Genomic DNA, 19,586 nt, shown 5'->3' with positions numbered 1-19,586 from the left:
GAGGTCCTCCTTGCTGTCACGGGCTCGCGACCGAGCCTGCGCCACCGTCGGTGCGGGGCTGGTTCCAGGATCGAAGTTTGTCGGGATTGAGCATGACCCAGAGCTGGGCGACCCGGTCGTTCGCGACGTCGAGGCTGATGACGGCGGCGACCTGGCGGCCGTAGCGGGCGACGAGGCCGGTCCGGCCGTTGACGGAATGGGTCGTCAACGTGGTGCGTGGGCGGCGGGCCAGGAGGGTCAGCAGACTGTCGGTGACCGGCCGACTGCCGTGGACCGGTCCGGTCAGTGCCCGCACCTTGCCGCCCCCGTCGAAGAACGCCGTGACGTCCGGACACAGCAACGACGTGAGCAGTTCGCCGTCTTCCGTGACGCACGCCCGGCACACAGCGCGGACGGCGGCGTCATGCTGTTGTGGCGTTGTGGAGCGGGTGCGCTGCAACTGCAGCCACTGCCTGGCCCGTTCGGCGAGCTCGGCGAGCTCGGGCTCCGTGCGGCCCACGATGTCGGCGACCGCGCCCGGCGCCAAACCGAAAGCGCGGAGCACGAACGCCGCGCGCTCGGCCGTCGACAACGACTCCAGCGCGTTCAGTACGACCCGGCCGGCCTCCTCCTCCACCTCCGACGGCCGTCCATCCTCCACCTCCGGGCCGGCCGCGCCCCGGCCGGGCAGTGCGAGCCGGCCCAGGCAGATTCCACCCACGGTCTTCGCCAGCCAGGACCGGGGGACGGTGATCTGTCGGCGCGCCGCGTCGGACAGCCCGTACCACCGCTGATACGCCTCGTCGACGACGCTCTCCGCCGCACCCGGGTCACCCAGCATCCAGCGGGCGACATCGAGCAGGAACCGACGCTCCTCCCACAGCTCGGCGATCGGTACCGCATCGCCCTGGTCCATTGGGCATCCTCCCTCTCGCTCGCACGGCCCCACACATGGCGGGGCGTCGGCTTACCCCCTAAGACCGGGACCCCCCGGATCTTGTGACACGGGCTCGCCGCGACCGTGTGTCACACATACGGCGGCTGCCCGGTCGTACAGGACAGCACCGCTTTTTTCCTTGACTGCCGAACGAGGTGACCATGCCATGCAATGGCGTGAACGGGCAGCTTGCCTGCACGTAGACCCCGAGCTCTTCTTCCCCATATCGAACAGCGGTCCCCTACTTCGGCAGATCGACGAGGCGAAGGCCGTGTGCGGCCGTTGTCCCGTCGCGGAGCAGTGTCTCGAATGGGCCGTACGAGTGGGGCAGGCGGACGGCATCTGGGGCGGAACGACGGAATGGGAACGCCGTGCGATGCGCGGACTCGATACTCAGCGGGCGCAACCCTGCCCGAGCGATCTGTGACGAGCGGCAGCAACATGGGCAAGGGTGAAAGGGTGGCCGATTGGGCAAACGGACGACTGGGCGTCCCCCGCCTCGTCAGAGAAAAGGCCCGACGGGCTTTTCCGGACCACTGGTCGTTCCTGCTCGGGGAGATCTGCCTCTACAGTTTCGTGATTCTCGTCGTCACGGGCGTGTATCTGACCTTCTACTTCCATCCGTCGATGAACGAGGTGCGGTACGACGGCAGTTACGTACCGCTGCGCGGCCAGATGATGTCGGAGGCGTTCGCGTCGACCCTGCGCATTTCCTTCGACGTGCGCGGCGGTCTGCTGATCCGGCAGGCCCACCACTGGGCGGCGCTGGTCTTCGTGGCCTCCCTGCTCGCGCACATGATGCGGGTGTTCTTCACGGGCGCCTTCCGCAAGCCGCGCGAGGTCAACTGGCTGTTCGGATTCCTGCTGTTGGTCCTCGCCATGTTCGCGGGACTGACGGGATACGACCTCCCGGACGATCTGCTCTCCGGGACCGGCCTCGCCGTCGTGAACGGAACGATCCTGTCCGTCCCCATCGTCGGAACGTATCTGTCGATGTTCCTCTTCGGGGGCGAGTTCCCGGGCCATGACCTGGTGGCGCGCTTCAACACCATCCATGTGCTGCTCATCCCCGCCCTCATGGTGGCACTCGTGACCGCGCATCTGGCCCTGGTGCTCCACCACGGGCACACCCAGTACCCGGGCCGTGGCCGCACCAACGGCAATGTCGTGGGCGTGCCGGCCAAGGTACGTGCGGTCAAGTCCGCCGGGTATTTCCTGCTGGTGACCGGCACCGTCTTCGTCGTCGCCGCGATCGCGCAGATCAACCCCGTCTGGCAGTACGGGCCTTACCGTGCCGACCAGGTCTCGGCCGGGTCGCAGCCCGACTGGTACATGGGCGTGGCGGACGGGCTGCTGCGGGTGATGCCGGGCTGGGAGATCACCTTCTGGGGTCACACCCTGGCGCTCGACAACCTGATTCCGCTCACCGCGGGTGTCGGCTTCTTCCTCGCCCTGGGCGTGTATCCGTTCATCGAGTCCTGGGTGACCCGGGACGCACGCGAGCAGAACCTGCTGGACCGACCCCGAAATCGGCCGGTGCGCACGGCACTTGGCGTCTCCTGGCTCAGTTTCTACGCGGTGGCCCTGATCGGCGCCGGGAACGACATCATCGCCGTCCGCTTCCATGTCCCGGTCGAGTCGGTGACGTGGGCCGTCCGCATCGGTCTGTTCGTCGTGCCCGTCGCGGCGTACTCCGTGACGAAACGATGGGCACTCGGACTTCAGCGCGGCGACCGCGAAAAGGTACTCCACGGACGCGAGACCGGCATCATCAAACGCCTCCCCGACGGCGAATTCGTCGAGGTGCACCAGCCGCTCGGTCAGGAGCAACTCCACCTTCTCACCCAGCATGAGCAGTACCGGCCGATCGACCCTGGCACAGCGAACGGAGCGGCGAATCCGAACACCGTGTTCCGCCTTTCCCGGCAACTGCGTGCCCGGCTCAGCAAAAGCCTGTACGGCGAGGGGGCGCAGATCACCAAACCGACGGTGCAGGAATACAAGGACAAGAAAACTCCGGTCAAAGGAGTTCACCGGTGACCAGACCCGTTCTCGAGCCTGCGGCACGTCGGAACCGAAGCCGACGCGTTGACCAGATGGGGAGGTGGGCGATCTTGGACGTCTACGAGGCGGTCACGAGCCGCCGGGCGGTGCGCGGATTCACCGACCGGCTTGTCCCGAGGGAGGTGCTGGAGCGCGTGTTGTCCGCTGCGGCTTGGGCGCCGTCCGGATCGAACATCCAGCCGTGGCGCGCCTATGTGGTGACCGGCGGGCCACTGGCCAGGCTCAAGAAGAACGCCGGCAAGCGATTAGCCGCGGGTGACGTCTGGGACGAACCGGAGTACGAGCAGTACCCGCCCGCACTCAAATCCCCCTACCACGAGCGTCGGTCCGCCTTCGGTGAGCAGCGCTACGGCGCACTCGGCATTCCGCGCGAGGACGTGGAGGCGCGCCAGAGGGGCGCTTCCGCGAACTGGGACTGTTTCGGTGCGCCCACCGCCCTGTTCTGCTACATCGACCGCGATCTGGGCCCGGCCCAGTGGTCCGACGCCGGCATGTATCTGCAGACCGTCATGCTGCTGCTCCGCGCCGAGGGGCTGCACAGTTGCCCGCAGATGGCGTGGGCGAAGTTCCGCAGGAGCGTCGCGGAGGTCCTGGCACCGCCGGACGAGCTCATGCTCTTCTGCGGCATGTCGATCGGATACGAGGACGTCTCGATCGACCACGCCCGTACGGGCAGGGCGCCGCTCGATGAGACGGTCACGTTCGTCGAATATTAGTACCATCGTCGGCCGGTTCACGGCGCCTCACGGCCTAGGCCGACGTCGCCTCGCCTTCGAGCCGCATGGTGCGGATCTCCTTGCGGGAGGAAATGCCGAGCTTCGAGAACACCTTGCGGAGGTGCCATTCGACCGTGTGGGGACTGATGAACAACTGGGCGCCGATCTCGGGGTTCGTGAGCCCGTCGGCGGCGCGACGGGCGATCTGCGCCTCCTGCGGAGTGAGGGCTTCGTGCGTCGCGGCGCTGCGTTTACGAACCTTCGCTCCCGTGGCCTGCAGCTCGCGTCGCGCACGTTCCACGAAAGCCTCGGCCCCGATCTGTCCGAGCATTTCGTGGGCGGCGGCCAGGTGAGCACGGGCGTCCGCGCCGCGGTTCTCGCGGCGAAGCCACTCGCCGTAGAGAAGTTGGGCACGTGCCAGCTCCGTCTTGACCTCGGTGTTGCCGAGTCGCTCGATCGCCTCGCGGTACAAAGCGTCGGCGGCCTGGCCGTCGCTCACCAGCGCACGGGCCCTGGCCGAGGTGCCAAGAGCCCAGTCGGTGCCACTGGCCTGCGTCATGTCGTGGATCGTCCGGACTGTCTCCGCTGCGTCTTCCGGTCTTCCGAGTCGTGCTGCTGCCTCGATGAGCTCAACCATCGACTGCAGGTACAGGCCGAGCTCCTGTGGGTTCTCGCAACCGCGCTTGGCGGCCGCATAGGCCTCCTCGTATCGACCGAGGCCGTTGTAGAGCACCGCCGCCGCCCATTGCGTGGCGGTTGTCACCTTGCCCTCTCCTCGCAGAAGGGAGTCTTGGGTGATTGCCTCGATCGCCTGCCGGGTCTCGGACTCCCGGCCCCTCCACGGCTCGACGACGAGCGCCCCGTAGTGCGCGAAGAACCTGCTGCCGGTCGCCTCGCCGATCGCGGTCGCCTCCACGACGAGGGAGTCGGCTCCGGCGAGGTTGCCCGCGAAGACCCGATTCGACAGACGCAGCAGCAGAGCCGACGGCAGTACGGACAGAGCTCCGGTCTCGCGTGCCAGGTCGACCAATCGCGCCGAGAGCAGGGACCAGCTCTCGAAGTCCCAGGCGCTGTGCGCCAAGCGGCAGGCGAGCGGGAGCCAGCCGAGCCCCTCCGCCCCCGAGATCTCGTCGGTGCGAAATGCGGCCAGCGCCTTGAGCAGCATCGGCGTGCCCGCGGCGTAGCCCTGCGTGGCCACCCGTGCAAGACCCGTCAGAAGGAGGTCGTCGCGTGTCGGCTCAGCGGGCCTCGATGCGCTCAGTACGGCCTTCGCCACTTCGCGGACGCCGCCCTTCGGGAGCCGGCCGGCGGTGAGAGCCGCGTAGATCGCGTCGCGGTAGGTCTCGCGGGCGCGCCTGGGATCAAGCGGCTCGAACCGCTTGGCCGCCTCCAGCAGCAGTGGCAGACCTGCGCTGGCACTCTTCGATGCGGACATGATCTGGCCGCGCAGCAATGTCGACTGCGCAGCGCCGAGACCGTCGAGGGGGCCCAGCTCCGCCGCGTCCGCCAGCTCTCGCGCGGCGTCGAACGCGCCGGCCTGGTATTTGGCCTGCGCCGCTGCCAACGCCCTTGCTCCGCGGCGTGCGGGATCCGGGGTCAGCTCGGCAGCCCGATCGAGAAAGGCCGCTGCTGCGGCGATTCCGCCACGCGCCTGCGCCCGGTCCGCCGAGCGCTCCAGCTCTGCGGCCACTGTCTCGTCCGGTCCGGCCGTCGCACAGGCCAGATGCCACGCCCGACGATCGGGATCGAGTTGGGTGTCGGTCGCGTCTGCCAACGCCTTGTGCGCCTCGCGACGGCCGTCCGGACCCCCCGCGCGATACGCCGCCGAGCGCACCAGCGGGTGCCGGAAGCGCACCCACGTGCCGAAAGTGATCAATCCCGACGTCTCTGCGTGCTCCACAGCAGCGTCCACGGCGATCCCGAGCCGCCCGGCCGCACGTCTCAACAGCGTCACGTCGCCGACCGGCTCGGCGGCGGCGGTGACCAGCAGCCGCTGCGTCTCGGCCGGGAGGGACTGGACACGGCGAAGGAAACCCTGCTCGATGTGGCTCGACAACGGCCGCGCGTCGGGTCGCACGAAGGCGTCGGTCAGGTCCACCGGGGCCAACCCGCCGGGCAGTTCGAGCAGGGCCAGCGGATTGCCGCGCGTCTCGGCGACGATACGGCTGCGTACTCGGTCGTCGAGCGGGCCGGTGACGACCGAGTCGAGGAGTTTCCGGGAGTCGCTCTCGGTCAGGCCCCTCACGGGCAGCTCGGGCAGGCCGGCAATCGACTTGCGGGCGGTGGGCTCGCGGACGGCGAAGACGAGCACGACCGACTCGGCGAACAACCGACGGGCGACGAACTCCAAAGTCTGCGCCGACACGTCGTCCAGCCACTGCGCGTCGTCGACGAGGCACACCAGCGGCTGGTCCCCGCCGACGTGCGCAAGAAGGCTCAGCGTGGCGAGGCCCACGAGGAACCGGTCGGGTGTATCACCACCACGCAGCCCGAACGCCGTGCAGAGGGCGTCGCGTTGAGGCTCGGGAAGATCGTCGATGCCGCCCAGCAGAGGGGCGCAGAGCTGATGCAGGCCGGCGTAGGACAGCTCCATCTCGGACTGGACGCCGGCAGCCCTGACAATGCGACATCCGGTGGCACGCTCGCAGACGTAGTTCAGCAGCTCGGTCTTCCCGATCCCTGCCTCACCGCGCAGGACCACGACCCCACTTCGCCCCGACCTGGCGCCTGCCAACAGGTCGTCGAGGACCCGGCACTCGCTTCGCCGCCCGAGGAGTCCGGCAAATGAACCGCGGCTCGTCATGGCAGCCTCCCTGATCATCAGAATAGACCAGCGTTCGTAGGTACGGCTCCGGACCGCTGCGGCGGTGTTCGTGGGCCGACAGTGCCCTGGCGGCGGCTCCGTCGGCGGTTGCCGCCGGTGGCCGACCTGGTTCGGCGTCGCCGTCGGCACCGGTGGCGGTACAGGCACAGAACGGCACTGTTCGTGCGTCGGCGAAACGGCTCCGACCTGCCTCTTAGCGCTGCCGGGCGGGGCGGCTTCGGGGCTCGGTCACGGACCTGCCACGGCACAACCACGGAGTCCCCTACGGCTTTCACAGGGGCGATCGGCTGCCCCTGGGCGCGATGTTGGTTTCGGCCGCCTTTCAAGCGACTGACCTACGGAGCAGAGGAGCCGGTCGTGGACACACAAACGGTCGCAGCCACGCGAGGTCGGGAGATGGCGGGCATGACGGCCAGCCCGACGATCGGTGAACTGGACAGCGCGACGTCGGTGTTCGTCCGTGCCCGGCCAGGACTTCTCAGGATCGCCAACCGGATCGTCGGAGACGCCGGCGAGGCCGAAGACGTCATCCAAGAGGCATGGCTCCGGTGGCAGGGCACAGACCGCACGGTCGTCCTGAACCCGTCGGCGCTGCTCAGGACCACCACCGTCCGGCTGGCCATCAACGTCGTCCAGTCCGCCTGGAGACGTCGGGAGTCCTGCGCCAGCACCTGGCTTCCGGAACCGGCGGACACCGAGGCGAGCCCGGAAGCGGCGGCCGAGAGGCTGGAAGCTGTTGAACGGGCGGTTCTCCTGCTGATGGAGGCCCTGACGCCGAGGCAACGGGCCGCGTACGTCCTGCGGGAGGGTTTCGACTACCCGTACACCCGGATCTCCGGGATCCTGCGCCTGAGCGTCGTGAACGCGAGGCAGCAGGTGTCACGCGCCCAGAACCGTCTCACCACGGACCGCCGCAGGCAGCCAGTGGACTCCGTCGCGTATCGGCGTCTCGTCCAGGCGTTCCTCGCAGCAGCCCAGTCCGGCGACCTTGCGCAATTGGAAAGGGTCCTTTCCGACGACGCCGGCCACCCACCCGCCTTTGAGCCGATGCCCGCAAGACGAGCGAGCAGTCGTCTGTGATTCCTAATGCGGCCTGTCAAGCCGCGTGCGCGGTGGGTGGCACGAGTTCGTAGGTCCGTCCGTCGCGTAGGAGGGCCCAGAGAGGACGTTGACCCGCCGACGGATCGCTGGCAGGCCGACCGCCTTTCAGCGAGCCGCCAGGCGGCGAACGCCTCGGCCTCCATGCGGGTCGGCGTGTCCTGGGGTCAGTCACGTTCGGGCTGGGCGACGGCGTGCAGAGCGGCGTCGGCGATGCCCTCGGTTGAATCGACCCCAAGGCGGTCGGTGCCGACCCTTCACGTCCGCTCCTCGGTGTCCGCCTCGAGGAGCGGACGACTGCGCACGACGCCTGAATTGTTCACCAAGGTGTCGAGAGCTGCGGACGTCATCAGGGCGAAAGCCGGCGCAGAGCCGTCGAGACGGCTGCCATGCAGTTGTCGACATCCACCAGTTCCTGCCGCAGTTCGGTGACACGGGTCTGCAGTTCGGCGGCTTCGGCGGCCAGTGCCATGACGGTCACCACGATGTCGGTGCGTCGCTCATGGGTTTCGGTCATCGTGCTCCTTGTGCTGTCGCCGGCATTCTCGTGCGGCGGCCGACGACACATTCCGGTTGCCTTGCAAGGAAATCCGGCGAACTTTTTCTGAAGGGATTCGGGTTGCCCTTTCCTCCGAAAAGGGGCCAACCGAAACGATCTCTACTTCTGCCGCGAGAGCCAGTCGGCGAACTTCGTCCCGGCGATCTGTGCGTCCGGACCCGGCAGGAGTGTGTTCTCCTCCAACTCCGCACCCCAGTACGTCGCCTGCGGGTCCGTGACGATCTTGCGGGGGTCGTCCTGGGCGCTGAGTCCCATGCGGATGAACTCCTCCAGCGGGAACGCCTCGGGACCGGCGACCTCCACCACGCCGCCCACCGGGTCCCCGACCGCCGTGCGGGCGACGGCCTCGGCCACGTCGTCGGAGACGATGGGCTGGATCTTCGCGTCGGGCAGGTGCACGGTGTCGCCCTGGGTGACCCCGTCGGCGAGTCCCTTCGCGAACTCGAAGAACTGGGTGGCGTGGACGATGGAGTAGGGGTTGCCGGACGCCTTGATCAGGTCTTCCTGGGCCTGCTTGGCGCGGAAGTACCCGCTCCCCTGGAGGCGTTCGGTACCGACCACGGACAGCGCCACGTGATGCGCGACGCCCGCCTCGGTCTCCGCCTTCAGCAGATTCGCCGTCGAGACGCGGAAGAAGTCCATGACCGCCTGGTCCTCGAACGAGGGCGAGTTCGACACGTCGACCACCACCGACGCACCCTTCAGGACCTCGGCCAGTCCCTCGCCCGTCAGCGTGTCGACACCGGTGCTGGGCGCCGCCGCGACCACCTCGTGCCCGTGCTCGCCGAGCCCGGCGACCACCTTCGAGCCGATGAGCCCGGTGCCACCGATCACTACGACCTTCATGACGGAATTCCTTTCGGATTTGCCTGATGCCTGCCTGTATCAGTAGTGACCGGGCACCGGCTTTGTTTGTGACAGCGCCTGCGACAGTGCCTATGACAGTGGCTATTCGACGAGTTTTCCCGCAGTCGACACGTCCGTCATCAGGGCGGAGATCTCGTCGGGGACCGCCGGAATGTCCTCGCGGGTGACGCCCGTCGTCGGGGACCACACGAGATTCACCCGCAGTGCGGAATCCAGGCCGGGATAATCGCTGCGGTTGTGGCAGCCACGCGTCTCACGGCGCTCCAGCGCCGATTCGAGAGTGGAGCGTGCATCTGCAAGGCGGAGGAGGGCGGCGACGCGATGGGGGTCCCCCGCGCGAGGTTGTTCGAGCGTGGAGGAGTCGGCGACCGACGACGACTCCGTAGCTGCGCACATCACGCCCCGCGTCTGCGACAGGATCCGCCGGACAGGTCCTAGCTGGCCAGCGTGATGGTGGTCGGCGTGCCGTGCCAGGCCATCCTCGCGTACGGGCACAGCACGTCGGCCCGCCGCAGGAGCTCGGTGGCGACGTCACGGGCGACGCCCGGCCATCTGACAACCATGTCGATGTGCAGGACGTAGCCGCCGTCCTGCGGATTGCGGCCGAACGCCACGGTCGCCTCGACGGATATCGCGGCGGGATCGAGCGCGGCCTGTCGTGCGATGAGGCTCAACGCCCCGTGGAAGCAGGCCGCGAACCCGGCGGCGAACAGTTGCTCGGGGTTGGTTCCGCGGCCGTCTCCGCCCAGTTCGGCGGGCAGGCGCAGGTCGAGGTCGAGGACTCCGTCGTCCGAGCGTGCCCTCCCCGAAGCTCTCCCGTGGGCCGCCGTCCCGCCGGCCACGGTCACCGTCGTGGTGTAGAGGGGAGCGAAGGCCGCTCCGGCGAAGTCCTGCTCGGTGGACAGGTCGGGCGGCTGGATCGGCTCGGTCACCGCGTGGCCCTCGTGGCGCTGCGACGTGCCGGATCAACTGTGCTGCATTCCATGGTGAGCGCACCTTTGCGTCGTGGCGTCCCGGATACCGGACGACTGGATGACCGACGAGCAGACGCTCTTGTGACGCACAGGGCGGCCTTCAGGAGGAGAACGTGGTGTCGCCGTCCAGAGAGGCCACATAAGGTGCCAGGTCACCGATACCCATGCGTGCCGCCTTCGTTCCGACCCCCTTCGCGCAAGCGCTTGCCCATGTTACGGCGGACGGGCGCACCACCTGGCAGAGGGCGTCATGGCCGTGCGGGCCATGCCTCTGCGCGTCATGGCCGTGTGCGTCGTACAGCCAGGACGGAAGGGTCCGACCGTTCGGGCAGCGGGATGAAACCGCCTCTCTCCAGTTCCGCGATCATCTCCGTACGGGTGGCCGGCCACATCCAGAACGTCTCGTCGTGCCGGCGCAGCACCCGCCCGTCGTCGCGCACCCAGTACTCGAACCGTGCCCGGATCCTGTCGACGTCGGCGGACGTCACCATGCGTCCCCCGTACTCGTGCCGGCCGACCGTCCGGATCGGCAACGCATGGGTGGTCTCGTGACGTGGGAGGCGAGCCGGCGGGAGCTGGACGAGCAGCACCCCAGTGGGCACCAGCGCCTCGGCGACGGCGGGCCACAGCGCACGGCGCGCCGCCGGATGGAGACAGGCGACGGTGTTGTGGCACACGGCCACGTCCGCGACCCCGTGCAGCCCCGCCTCGTCGAGCGCGTACGGGTGCACGGTCACCCGCGTCGTCAACTCCGCGCTCAGGGACGCCAGTCGCGTCATCAGCGGGGTGCGCATGCACCGGGCGGGCTCCACCGCGTGCACGGGAACGCGTGACTCCAAGAGACTCATCAGGGTGACACACCCGGTGCCCGCGCCGACGTCGACCACACCGACCCGGGCCCTGCCGACATCGTCGCGGTAGAGCGAGCGCACCCGGGCCTCGTCCCGCTCCGCCTGCAGCAGGTCGTAGAACTCCGCACTGACCGCATAGGCGTCCTGGTGGTCCCGTCCGGGAGAGTCGACCGGCGGCGAGGTCACGACGGTCACCCGCGCCATCCATACCGGTCGCGCGCCCGCACGACCGTCTCCGGACCGATCGCGCCGGCACGCGCCAACCCGTCCAGGGCGGCGACGACGATCGACTCCGCGTCCACGTGGAAGTAGCGCCGTACGGCGTCCCGGGTGTCCGACAGCCCGAAGCCGTCCGTTCCCAGCGACGAGTAGTCGTGGCCGACCCACTGGCTGATCTGGTCGGGCACCTGCCGCATCCAGTCGCTGACCGCCAGCACCGGCCCGGGCGCGTCCGCCAGCGCCGCCGTCACAAAGGGAACGCGTTCCTCACCTCGCAGCCGTGCCCGGTCGGTGTCCAACGCATCGCGTCGCAGCTCCGTCCAGGACGTCACCGACCAGACGTCGGCGTGGACGCCCCACTGGGACAGCAGCAACTCCTGGGCGCCGAGCGCCCAGTGGATGGCCGTACCGGAGGCCAGTAGCTGGATTCGTCGTCCTGTCACAGCGGGCTCGGCCTGTCGGAACAGGTAGATGCCCCGCACGATGCCTTCCTCGACGCCCGGTCCGGCGGGCATCGCCGGCTGCTCCTTGGGTTCGTTGTAGACCGTCAGGTAGTAGAAGACGTCCTCGGGCCGGTCACCGTACATACGGCGCAGCCCCTCCCGCACGATCACCGCGATCTCGTACGCGAAGGCCGGGTCGTAGGACACGGCGGCCGGATTCGTGGACGCCAGCAGCTGGGAGTGGCCGTCGGCGTGCTGAAGTCCCTCGCCCGTCATCGTGGTGCGGCCCGCCGTCGCCCCGATGACGAACCCACGCCCCATCTGGTCGGCGAGCGCCCAGAACTGGTCGCCGGTGCGCTGGAAACCGAACATGGCGTAGAAGATGTAGAACGGGATCATGGGTTCGCCGTGGGTGGCGTACGAGGTCGCCGCGGCGGTGAACTCGGCCATGGAACCGGCTTCGGTGATGCCTTCGTCGATCAGCTGGCCGTTCTTGGCCTCCCGGTAGTACAGCAACTGGTCCGCGTCGACCGGTTCGTAGGTCTGGCCGTCCGGCGAGTAGATCCCGGCCGTCGGGAACAGGGACTCCATGCCGAACGTGCGGGCCTCGTCCGGGATGATCGGCACCCAGCGCCGTCCCGTCTCCTCGTCGCGCATCAGGTCCTTGACCAGGCGGACCAGAGCCATGGTGGTGGCCACCTCCTGATGGCCGAAGCCCTTCTCCAGGGTTTCGAACGCGCGGGCCGACGGCTGCCTCAGCGGTTTCGGGACCACCCTGCGCACCGGGGCGGGACCGCCCAGCGCCGCCCGTCGCTCGCGCAGGTACCGCACCTCCTCCGAGTTCTCGCCCGGGTGCCAGTACGGCACCAGGTCGCCGCTCAACGCGCTGTCGGGGATGGGGAGTTCGAGCAGGTCACGCATCTCGCGGAACTGCCCCATGGTCAGCTTCTTCATCTGGTGGTTGGCGTTGCGCGACTCGAAGGCCGAGCCGAGCGTGTGCCCTTTCACCGTCTGGGCGAGGACGACCGTCGGCGCGCCCCGGTGCTCGACGGCTGCCCGGTAGGCGGCGTAGACCTTGAGCGGTTCGTGCCCGCCCCGGGAGCTGCCGAACAGGTCGGTCAGCCGGCTGTCGCTCAGCCCGGCGGCGAGAGCGGAGAGCGCGTCGCCCGTGAAGAAGTGATCGCGGATGTACGTGGCGTCCCGGGCGGCGTACGTCTGCAACTGGGCGTCGGGCACCTCGCCGAGACGGTGGACCAGGGCGCCCGTGGTGTCCTGCCCCAGGACGGGGTCCCAGGCCTCGCCCCAGAGGGACTTGACCACGTTCCAGCCCGCTCCGCGGAACCTGGCCTCCAGCTCCTGCACGATCTTGGAGTTCGGCCGCACCGGCCCGTCCAGGCGCTGGAGGTTGCAGTTGACGACGAAGGTGAGGTTGTCGAGCTGCTCCCGGGCGGCGAGCGCCAGCGCGGCCGTCGATTCCGGCTCGTCCGTCTCGCCGTCCCCGAGGAAGGCCCACACGCGCGATGCGGAGGTGTCCTTGATGCCCCGGGCGTGCAGATACCGGTTGAACCGGGCCTGGTGGATGGCGCCGAGCGGGCCGAGGCCCATGGAGACGGTCGGGAACTCCCACAGCCACGGCAGACGTCGGGGGTGCGGGTAGGACGGGAGTCCATGGCCGTCGGCCTCCCGACGGAAACCGTCCAACTGCGCCTCACTCAGGCGCCCTTCGAGAAAGACGCGGGCGTAGATGCCGGGTGAGGCATGCCCCTGGAAGTAGAGCTGGTCGCCCGAGCCGCCCCCGCCGTCCTTGCCCTGGAAGAAGTGGTGGAACCCGATCTCGTACAACCAGGCCGCCGAGGCATAGGTCGATATGTGGCCGCCGAGCCCGAAGCGGGCGCCGCGGGTCACCATCGCCGCCGCGTTCCACCGGTTCAGGGCGGTGATCCTGGACTCCATGGCGACGTCACCGGGAAAGGCGGGCTGCGCCGACGCCGGGATCGTGTTGATGTAGTCGGAGGTCAGGAGCCCGGGCAGGGACACGCCGGACCGGGCCGCGAACTCGTGCACGCGTCGCAGCAGGTACACGGCGCGGTCCGGCCCCGCGTTCCGCACGACGGCGTCGAGCGACGCCTGCCATTCGGCGGTCTCCTCGGCGTCCTGGTCGGGTAGTTGGTCGAGCTCACTCATGACTGTTTCCTGTCCGGGCGTGAGGCGGGGAGACGGTTGGGTGCCGGCGGCGTCATCGCCGCGCGAGCCACTCGGAGAAGGTCTCGTGCCCCAGATGGGCGTCCGCCCGGGGCAGCAGCGCCCGCTGCCCGAGCGTCGCCCCGAAGAAGGGGGTGTGGGCGTCGGAGACCACGTCCGGCATGTAGCCGCGCGCGGCCAGCAGCTTCGCGGTGAGGTCGTCGAGGCGGTGCTCCTCCGGACCGGCCACCTCCAGGACACCGAACAGCGGTAGTCCCACGGCGACATGGGCGATCTCGACGGCGACGTCGTCGGCCGACACCGGGCGGATCAGTACGGGCGCGACATGGACGGCGTCCCCGTACGTCGCCGCGCGCGACATGTACTCCACCGACTCGAAGAACGGCGTGGCGCGCACGATGGAGTAGGGCATGGGCGAGCGCCGCACCTGTTCCTCCTGCAGTGCCTTCGCCCGGAAGTAACCCGCCTGCAGACGCTCGGCCCCCACGATGGACAGGATCACGTGGTGTTCCGCGCCCGCCTTCGCCGCCGCCTCCAGCAGGTTGTGGGTCGCAGCGCCGAAGAACTCCAGGCTCTCCAGCTCCCCGCGGGAGGGCGTATCGGTCACGTCCACCACCACATCGGCGCCGCACACGGCCTCGGCCAGGCCCTTTCCGGTCGTGACGTCGACGCCCTCGTGACGCGATACGCGCACGACCTCCACACCATGGTCCCGAAGCCTGGCAACCGTCCTGGAACCGATCACACCAGTGGCTCCTGCTACAACGACCCGCATTTCGGGCCCCTTCCCGTCGAGAGGTCGGTGACCCCGCTGATGGCTTCGTGAGGCGGCGGTGACGCCGGCCCCTCACACCATCTAGGACAGGACTCCCACCAACGTTGTGACACTGATGCCGTTCCGGGTGTCACAGATCCGTCCGGAACCCGGTCATCACTGAAGACGGCCATGGCGACCATGGCCGGGTGAATCCAAGGGAGGCCGACCCATGTCGAACACGGACACAACGCACGGCACCGAACCGCAGACCCACCCGGAGGGATGGAAGACGGCAGCGAAGATGGTGCAGGAGACCGCACCGCTCACCGTCCCCGAGGGCGCGTCGGGGATGACCATTTTCGTCGAGTGGGAGCCCGGAGACCCGGGAAGCCCGCCGCACCGCCACTCGGGACCGGCGTTCGGTTACGTCCTCGAGGGCGCCGTCCGCTTCGAGATGGAGGGCGAGCCCGAGCGCGTGGTCGAGGCGGGCGGGACGTTCTGGGAGCCGGGCGGCGACCCGATCCACTACCAGGACGGCAACGCGCTGTCCGACGCGCGCACCCGGTTCGTCGTGACGATGCTGTGCGCACCGGGCAAACCCATGCTCGAACTGGTCGAGAAGGAGGAACTGGCCCAGCGGGCCCATCTCCGCGCCCCGCGCCCCACCGACTGACTGTCCACCGCCCGCCCCGTACAAGGCGGTTGTGAACGGGGTCCGTCCGCTCCGGGGGAGGATGTGGTGAGGCATGGGCGCCGCTGATGTCGTGCCCGGCATGCTGACCGTGCTGTTCGCGGCCGCGGCCGTGCACACACTGTGGCATGCCGTCCTGCTGCGAGGCTCCGGGTGGCGCGACCGAGGTGACCGTCTGCTGCACACCGTCATGGCGTCGGCCATGGCGGTGATGCCGTGGCACGAGGTCGGTCAAGTACCGGCGCAGGGGCAGACGCTCTTCTTCGCCGGCGCGGCACTGTGGTTCCCGTTGACCGCGGTCCTCGGCCGCCGTGGCCCCGAACTGACCGGCCTCGCGCGGAGGTTGCCCTCCTCGGTCGGCATGGTCGCCATGGCGTGGATGCCGGTGCGGCACGGCGGCGTCACGGACGCGCGGACCGGTGAGATGGTCACCGGCGTGCTGACGCTCTGTCTCCTGGCCTACGCCCTCCGGTCACTGACCCGGGACATGCCCGGGTTCCAGGGAGCTTCGAACGGCACGGATGCTCCCAGCGGCATCGGCGGGCCCGTCGACCGTTTCTGGCACGGATCGACCGCCATGGGCACGGCCGTCATGCTGCTCATGCACCACTGACTCGGGACCCGGTCCGCACCATGCGTCACACCAACGGTGTCACACATGGTGCGGCAGTCCGGTCCTAGTGGGGGAACCAATCCGATTCGGTGCCCATGGTGAGAAAGGTTGATCATGAGGGTTGCTCGTCGCCGGAGACCGGTCTCATCGGAATACTCCGGCTTCAGTGGAGTCGACCCGGGCCGACCGCCCGGAAACCCGATCGCGGCGGGTCTGCGCTCCCTCCCCCGTCCCGTGGCCGTGGTGGTGGGCGCCGGTGGTGTGCTCGGAGCGGCGCACATCGGTGTCGGGTACGCGCTGGAACGCCGTGGATTCGTCCCGGACATGATCATCGGAACATCGGTGGGCGCCCTGAACGGCGCCATCGCGGCCGCCCACCCCGACAGGGCCGCGCCGTGGTTGGACCACGTGTGGACCCAACTGCGTCGCCGTGACGTGTATCCGCTCGGCTACCTGTCCTCACGGACCAGCGTCTTCACCGATCGCGGCCTGCGTCGACTGATCGCCCGGGCTGAACTGCCCTCGCGGATCGAGCAGTTGGCGGTCCCGTTCACCGCGGTGGCCATGGACCTGGTCACCGGCGCCCCAGTGCTGCTCGACCGAGGAGACCTCCAGTCCGCACTGCTGGCCAGCGCGGCCATTCCCGGGATGCTGCCCCCCGTGGATCGTGCGGGCCGGACACTCGTCGACGGCGGGGTGATCGCCTACGTCCCGGTACTGGCGGCCCGGCAGGCCGGGGCGGCCAGCGTGGTGGTGGTGACGACGGGGCCGGAGAGCTCGCCGTTGCGCCCCACCAGTACGCGCCGACGTGCAGGTGCGATCGCTGCCAGGGCAGGGCTGCTCCTGTTGCACCACCAGATCGAGCGTGACCTGCGTGAGGTGGCCCAGCACATTCCGACCGTCGTGCTGCCGACCGGCATCGAGGACTGGCCCGCACCGTGGGACTTCGGCCACTCCCAACGGCTGATCAGCACCGCATGCCGCACGGCGGGGCGCTTCCTGGACGAACTACACATCAACGGGCCGGGGTTGTACCGGGTCAACGACTCTTCGGCGACCTGCACAAGTCCGGGCGAGACATCGATTTCTTCCACGGCGGGGGTCGGCCTGTGAGCACCATCGCGTTCCTCAGTATCGGCATGCACGGGCACATCAACCCGACACTGCCGGTCGTTGCCGAGCTCGTCCGGCGCGGCCACACCGTCACTTATCACACCACGCCCGCGTTCCGTACGGAGATCGAGGCGACCGGCGCGAGGGTGTACCTGTACCCCGGGGGCGACCAGCCGCTCCCCGATCCGCCGACGCCGGTCTCGTGGATGGAGTCGCTCGCGAGCACCGCCGTCCGCCTGCTGCCCGCCGTGCTCACCGATCTGCGCCGCGACCGACCCGATCTGATCGTCCACGACAGTGCCTGTCTGTGGGCCGCGGTGGCCGCCCGCGAACTCGGGGTGCCGGCCGCCTCCTCGTTCACCACGTTCGCCCTCAACCGGCATGTCCCCAGCCCCACTCGTGGCTCCTGGGACCTGCTGACTGCGGCGACGGCTCAGCCCCGTACTGTCCAGGGCTACCTGCGGTCCCGCTGGGCGCTGCACCGCCGCTTCGACGCACGCGCGTTGCCCCTGCTCGACGTGGCGAACATCCGTCAGCCGCTCAACCTGGTCTATACGTCACGGGCGTTCCAGCCCGCCGTCGAGGACTTCGACCGGTCCTACCGGTTCGTCGGCCCGAGCATCGGTGCCCGGCCGGTCGACCCGTCGTTCCCGGCCGACCGGCTGCGCGATCCGGTGCTGTACGCCTCGCTGGGCACGGTGTTCAACGCCGACCCGCGGTTGCTGCGCGGTCTGGCCACCGCGCTCGCCCCGCTGGGCGGGACCGTGATCGTCTCCACCGGGCAGACCGATCCCGAGGCGCTGGGTCCGTTGCCGGCCAACGTGCTCGCCCGCCGCTCCGTGCCGCAACCGGAGGTGCTGGCCCGCGCGGCGCTGTTCGTCACCCATGGCGGGATGAACAGCGTCAACGAGGCCATGTACGCCGGGGTTCCGCTGCTGGTGGTCCCGCAGGGCGCCGATCAGCCGATGGTGGCCCGGCGCGTCGTCGAACTCGGCGCCGGCCTGTCGATCCGCACCCAGGACGTCGCAGAGGACTCGGTGCGCGTCCTCGCCCGGCGCCTGCTGCACGAATCCCGGTTCCGGGCAGCCGCGGGCACCCTTCAGGTCGCGCAGCGCGAGGCGGGGGGATATCGGCGCGCCGCCGACGAACTCGAACGGTACCTGCACACGGCCGGCTCGGTCAGTGAGTCGGCTCCGTCGATCCGGCACAGCGAGGCTGAGTGATGTCACTCGCCGTCGTTGTCCTGCTGCTGTTCGCCGGGGTGTCGGAGGCCGCCGGGCGCATCCTGCCGCTGGTCGCAGGGCGGCCTGGTATGTCGCGGACATTCGTGGCCGGGTTGCTGCTGCCCGCCGGCCTTGTCGAGGGTGTGGTGTTCGCGCTGTGGCCACTGACCGCCTGGACCATGGCCGAGCTGGTGCTCTCCTCGCCACCGCCGGGCACCGGCGTGGTGTGGACACCAAGCCTCGTCGCCCCGATGGTGCTCGCCGGCGTCCTCGCGTTCCCGTTGCTCGGGCCCCTGCTCCACTTCCTGCTCTTTGTGGGGGTGGGGGCCGGTCTGGTCGACCCGCTCGCCACGGCGAGCGGGCTGGGCTGGTGGAGCGCCGCAGGTTGTGTCGCCGCCGCGGGGACTGTGCTCGGTCTCGCCGTAGAGGCCGTTCGACGTCTTGTCGTGAGGTTCAGCGCGACCGAAGTGCTGGAGTCGATCGCATGAACGACTTCTTGCTCTGGGCCTGCGTGATCGGACCTGTTCTGCTGGCTGAAGCCCTGCTGGCCCGCTACGAGATCCTTGCCTACGGCGCAGGCTGGCGAGCCCCTGCCGACAAGCTCCCGGAAGGCGTTCCCTACGCCCGGGGCGCGGCACCTGACAGTCCCCCGGATGCCTACCTGGTGTACCTCGACGGCATCGGGAAACGTCGCGTCCGCGACAGCCGGGACGGCGGCCAGCTGGTCAAGGCTCTGATCGCCGGAGCGCCGGAGCTACGGGTGCTGGGACAGGTGCAGCCCTACTCACCACTGGCCGACCCGCTCGCCGACCGGCCGGTGTGGGCGTGGCTGCGCCGACATATCGGGCTGCTGCTGTTCCTGCACAATGTCGTGCAGACCTTCGTCGCCGCCGACCACCGCTACCGCCCCCTGTACAACCGGGCCGTCGGCTCCCAGATCGCCACTCAGCTCCGGCTCGCCGGCTACCGGCCCGACAGCGATATCCCCGTGGTGCTGCTCAGCTACAGCGGGGGCGCCCAGGTCGCCATCGGCGCGGTCGACGAACTGCACGCCAGGCTGCGCTGCCCGATCCTGCTGATCACGCTCGGTGGGTTCCACAACGGCGCCAACGACCTCACCCATGCCGAGCACTTGTATCAGCTCACCAGCGCGAACGACCGGATCGAGCAGATCGGTACCTGGATCTTCCCCCAGCGCTGGAGGCTGTTGCGTCGTAGCGGATGGAACCGGGCCCGCCGCGCCGGGAAGATCAGCGTGCATCGGCTCGACCCGGCCACTCACTTCGGGCCGCGCAGCTACATCAGCCCAACGGCTCAGTTGCCCGATGGCCGCAGTTACCTCGACCGCACCGCCGACACGGTGATCGCGGTGATCCGTGCCCACCACGGTGCGACTGCGGGACTGGGCGACCCGTTGCCATGAGGGGCTCGACGAGCCCGTGCCACAGGCTCCGGC

Annotated in this window: 19 protein-coding genes; 10 read left to right on the top strand and 9 right to left on the bottom strand. The window is 69.2% G+C overall.

All coding sequences use genetic code 11. The features are described 5' to 3' along the window. Positions 1 to 16: 16 nt before the first annotated feature. Positions 17 to 895 (bottom strand): RNA polymerase subunit sigma, encoded by an 879-nt coding sequence (locus OG223_RS50515; protein WP_329264344.1) that lies wholly within the window; start codon positions 893 to 895, stop codon positions 17 to 19. A 187-nt stretch (positions 896 to 1,082) separates the two neighbouring features. On the opposite strand from OG223_RS50515, the gene OG223_RS50510 reads away from it, so the two are divergent. The 3 genes from OG223_RS50510 to OG223_RS50500 all read left to right on the top strand — a co-directional run bounded on the left by OG223_RS50510 (position 1,083) and on the right by OG223_RS50500 (position 3,696). Further along, the gene (locus OG223_RS50510; protein ID WP_329264342.1) at positions 1,083 to 1,343 is read left to right on the top strand and encodes a WhiB family transcriptional regulator; all 261 of its coding nucleotides are present in this window, start codon (positions 1,083 to 1,085) and stop codon (positions 1,341 to 1,343) included. A 14-nt stretch (positions 1,344 to 1,357) separates the two neighbouring features. Further along, positions 1,358 to 2,956, top strand: coding sequence for a cytochrome bc1 complex cytochrome b subunit (gene qcrB / locus OG223_RS50505; protein WP_329264340.1), 1,599 nt, complete (start codon positions 1,358 to 1,360; stop codon positions 2,954 to 2,956). 74 nt (positions 2,957 to 3,030) lie between these two features. Continuing rightward, entirely contained in the window at positions 3,031 to 3,696 is a 666-nt protein-coding gene (locus tag OG223_RS50500) for a nitroreductase (protein ID WP_329264338.1), read from the top strand. 34 nt (positions 3,697 to 3,730) lie between these two features. On the opposite strand, the gene OG223_RS50495 is transcribed toward OG223_RS50500, so the two are convergent. Continuing rightward, positions 3,731 to 6,499, bottom strand: coding sequence for an ATP-binding protein (locus OG223_RS50495; protein ID WP_443073819.1), 2,769 nt, complete (start codon positions 6,497 to 6,499; stop codon positions 3,731 to 3,733). Between the two features lie 378 nt (positions 6,500 to 6,877). On the opposite strand from OG223_RS50495, the gene OG223_RS50490 reads away from it, so the two are divergent. Continuing rightward, entirely contained in the window at positions 6,878 to 7,600 is a 723-nt protein-coding gene (locus tag OG223_RS50490; RefSeq protein WP_329264334.1) for a sigma-70 family RNA polymerase sigma factor, read from the top strand. Positions 7,601 to 7,967: 367 nt separating this feature from the next. Here OG223_RS50490 and OG223_RS50485 read toward each other — a convergent pair whose 3' ends face one another. The 7 genes from OG223_RS50485 to OG223_RS50455 all read right to left on the bottom strand — a co-directional run bounded on the left by OG223_RS50485 (position 7,968) and on the right by OG223_RS50455 (position 14,508). Further along, on the bottom strand, positions 7,968 to 8,135 hold the full coding sequence (locus OG223_RS50485; protein WP_329264332.1) for a hypothetical protein: 168 nt from the start codon (positions 8,133 to 8,135) through the stop codon (positions 7,968 to 7,970). Between the two features lie 141 nt (positions 8,136 to 8,276). After that, positions 8,277 to 9,023: an SDR family oxidoreductase gene (locus tag OG223_RS50480; protein WP_329264330.1), complete on the bottom strand. Its 747-nt coding sequence runs from the start codon at positions 9,021 to 9,023 to the stop codon at positions 8,277 to 8,279. A 102-nt stretch (positions 9,024 to 9,125) separates the two neighbouring features. After that, the gene (locus OG223_RS50475) at positions 9,126 to 9,440 is read right to left on the bottom strand and encodes a hypothetical protein (protein WP_329264328.1); all 315 of its coding nucleotides are present in this window, start codon (positions 9,438 to 9,440) and stop codon (positions 9,126 to 9,128) included. Positions 9,441 to 9,478: 38 nt separating this feature from the next. Next, positions 9,479 to 9,976, bottom strand: a complete 498-nt coding sequence (locus OG223_RS50470) for an Ohr family peroxiredoxin (RefSeq protein ID WP_329264327.1) — start codon at positions 9,974 to 9,976, stop codon at positions 9,479 to 9,481. A gap of 320 nt (positions 9,977 to 10,296) precedes the next feature. Continuing rightward, complete coding sequence (locus OG223_RS50465; RefSeq protein WP_329264325.1) at positions 10,297 to 11,064, bottom strand: class I SAM-dependent methyltransferase; 768 nt, start codon at positions 11,062 to 11,064, stop codon at positions 10,297 to 10,299. Continuing rightward, the gene (aceE, locus tag OG223_RS50460; protein ID WP_329264323.1) at positions 11,061 to 13,715 is read right to left on the bottom strand and encodes a pyruvate dehydrogenase (acetyl-transferring), homodimeric type; all 2,655 of its coding nucleotides are present in this window, start codon (positions 13,713 to 13,715) and stop codon (positions 11,061 to 11,063) included. Before aceE ends, OG223_RS50465 begins: the two co-directional genes overlap by 4 nt. 52 nt (positions 13,716 to 13,767) lie before the next feature. Then, a complete protein-coding gene (locus tag OG223_RS50455) occupies positions 13,768 to 14,508 on the bottom strand; it encodes an SDR family oxidoreductase (RefSeq protein WP_329264322.1) in 741 nt (246 codons plus the stop codon). A gap of 211 nt (positions 14,509 to 14,719) precedes the next feature. Between OG223_RS50455 and OG223_RS50450 the strand changes: the two genes are divergently transcribed. From OG223_RS50450 to OG223_RS50425, 6 genes are all read left to right on the top strand, one after another. After that, positions 14,720 to 15,163, top strand: coding sequence for a cupin domain-containing protein (locus OG223_RS50450; RefSeq protein ID WP_443073818.1), 444 nt, complete (start codon positions 14,720 to 14,722; stop codon positions 15,161 to 15,163). Between the two features lie 73 nt (positions 15,164 to 15,236). Then, the gene (locus OG223_RS50445; protein ID WP_329264320.1) at positions 15,237 to 15,794 is read left to right on the top strand and encodes a DUF5134 domain-containing protein; all 558 of its coding nucleotides are present in this window, start codon (positions 15,237 to 15,239) and stop codon (positions 15,792 to 15,794) included. 234 nt (positions 15,795 to 16,028) lie between these two features. Further along, positions 16,029 to 16,907 (top strand): patatin-like phospholipase family protein, encoded by an 879-nt coding sequence (locus OG223_RS50440; RefSeq protein ID WP_329264318.1) that lies wholly within the window; start codon positions 16,029 to 16,031, stop codon positions 16,905 to 16,907. Further along, the gene (locus OG223_RS50435) at positions 16,904 to 18,130 is read left to right on the top strand and encodes a macrolide family glycosyltransferase (protein WP_329264316.1); all 1,227 of its coding nucleotides are present in this window, start codon (positions 16,904 to 16,906) and stop codon (positions 18,128 to 18,130) included. Before OG223_RS50440 ends, OG223_RS50435 begins: the two co-directional genes overlap by 4 nt. Further along, positions 18,130 to 18,618, top strand: coding sequence for a hypothetical protein (locus OG223_RS50430; RefSeq protein ID WP_329264314.1), 489 nt, complete (start codon positions 18,130 to 18,132; stop codon positions 18,616 to 18,618). The genes OG223_RS50435 and OG223_RS50430 overlap by 1 nt, the downstream gene beginning before the upstream one ends. Then, entirely contained in the window at positions 18,615 to 19,553 is a 939-nt protein-coding gene (locus OG223_RS50425) for a hypothetical protein (RefSeq protein ID WP_329264312.1), read from the top strand. The genes OG223_RS50430 and OG223_RS50425 overlap by 4 nt, the downstream gene beginning before the upstream one ends. Positions 19,554 to 19,586 lie beyond the last annotated feature (33 nt).

Origin of the sequence: Streptomyces sp. NBC_01478, assembly GCF_036227225.1 — a bacterium.
Lineage (GTDB): Bacteria > Actinomycetota > Actinomycetes > Streptomycetales > Streptomycetaceae > Streptomyces.
This window is presented reverse-complemented; position numbering and strand designations above follow the sequence as displayed.

Excerpts from the sequence above, each read along its gene's own strand:
- OG223_RS50515 (WP_329264344.1), bottom strand. The coding sequence starts at position 895 with ATGGACCAGGGCGATGCGGTACCGATCGCCGAGCTGTGGGAGGAGCGT.
- OG223_RS50510 (WP_329264342.1), top strand. The coding sequence starts at position 1,083 with ATGCAATGGCGTGAACGGGCAGCTTGCCTGCACGTAGACCCCGAGCTC.
- qcrB (WP_329264340.1), top strand. The coding sequence starts at position 1,358 with ATGGGCAAGGGTGAAAGGGTGGCCGATTGGGCAAACGGACGACTGGGC.
- OG223_RS50495 (WP_443073819.1), bottom strand. The coding sequence starts at position 6,499 with ATGACGAGCCGCGGTTCATTTGCCGGACTCCTCGGGCGGCGAAGCGAG.
- OG223_RS50485 (WP_329264332.1), bottom strand. The coding sequence starts at position 8,135 with ATGACCGAAACCCATGAGCGACGCACCGACATCGTGGTGACCGTCATG.
- OG223_RS50480 (WP_329264330.1), bottom strand. The coding sequence starts at position 9,023 with ATGAAGGTCGTAGTGATCGGTGGCACCGGGCTCATCGGCTCGAAGGTG.
- OG223_RS50475 (WP_329264328.1), bottom strand. The coding sequence starts at position 9,440 with ATGTGCGCAGCTACGGAGTCGTCGTCGGTCGCCGACTCCTCCACGCTC.
- aceE (WP_329264323.1), bottom strand. The coding sequence starts at position 13,715 with ATGAGTGAGCTCGACCAACTACCCGACCAGGACGCCGAGGAGACCGCC.
- OG223_RS50455 (WP_329264322.1), bottom strand. The coding sequence starts at position 14,508 with ATGCGGGTCGTTGTAGCAGGAGCCACTGGTGTGATCGGTTCCAGGACG.
- OG223_RS50450 (WP_443073818.1), top strand. The coding sequence starts at position 14,720 with ATGTCGAACACGGACACAACGCACGGCACCGAACCGCAGACCCACCCG.
- OG223_RS50445 (WP_329264320.1), top strand. The coding sequence starts at position 15,237 with ATGGGCGCCGCTGATGTCGTGCCCGGCATGCTGACCGTGCTGTTCGCG.
- OG223_RS50430 (WP_329264314.1), top strand. The coding sequence starts at position 18,130 with ATGTCACTCGCCGTCGTTGTCCTGCTGCTGTTCGCCGGGGTGTCGGAG.
- OG223_RS50425 (WP_329264312.1), top strand. The coding sequence starts at position 18,615 with ATGAACGACTTCTTGCTCTGGGCCTGCGTGATCGGACCTGTTCTGCTG.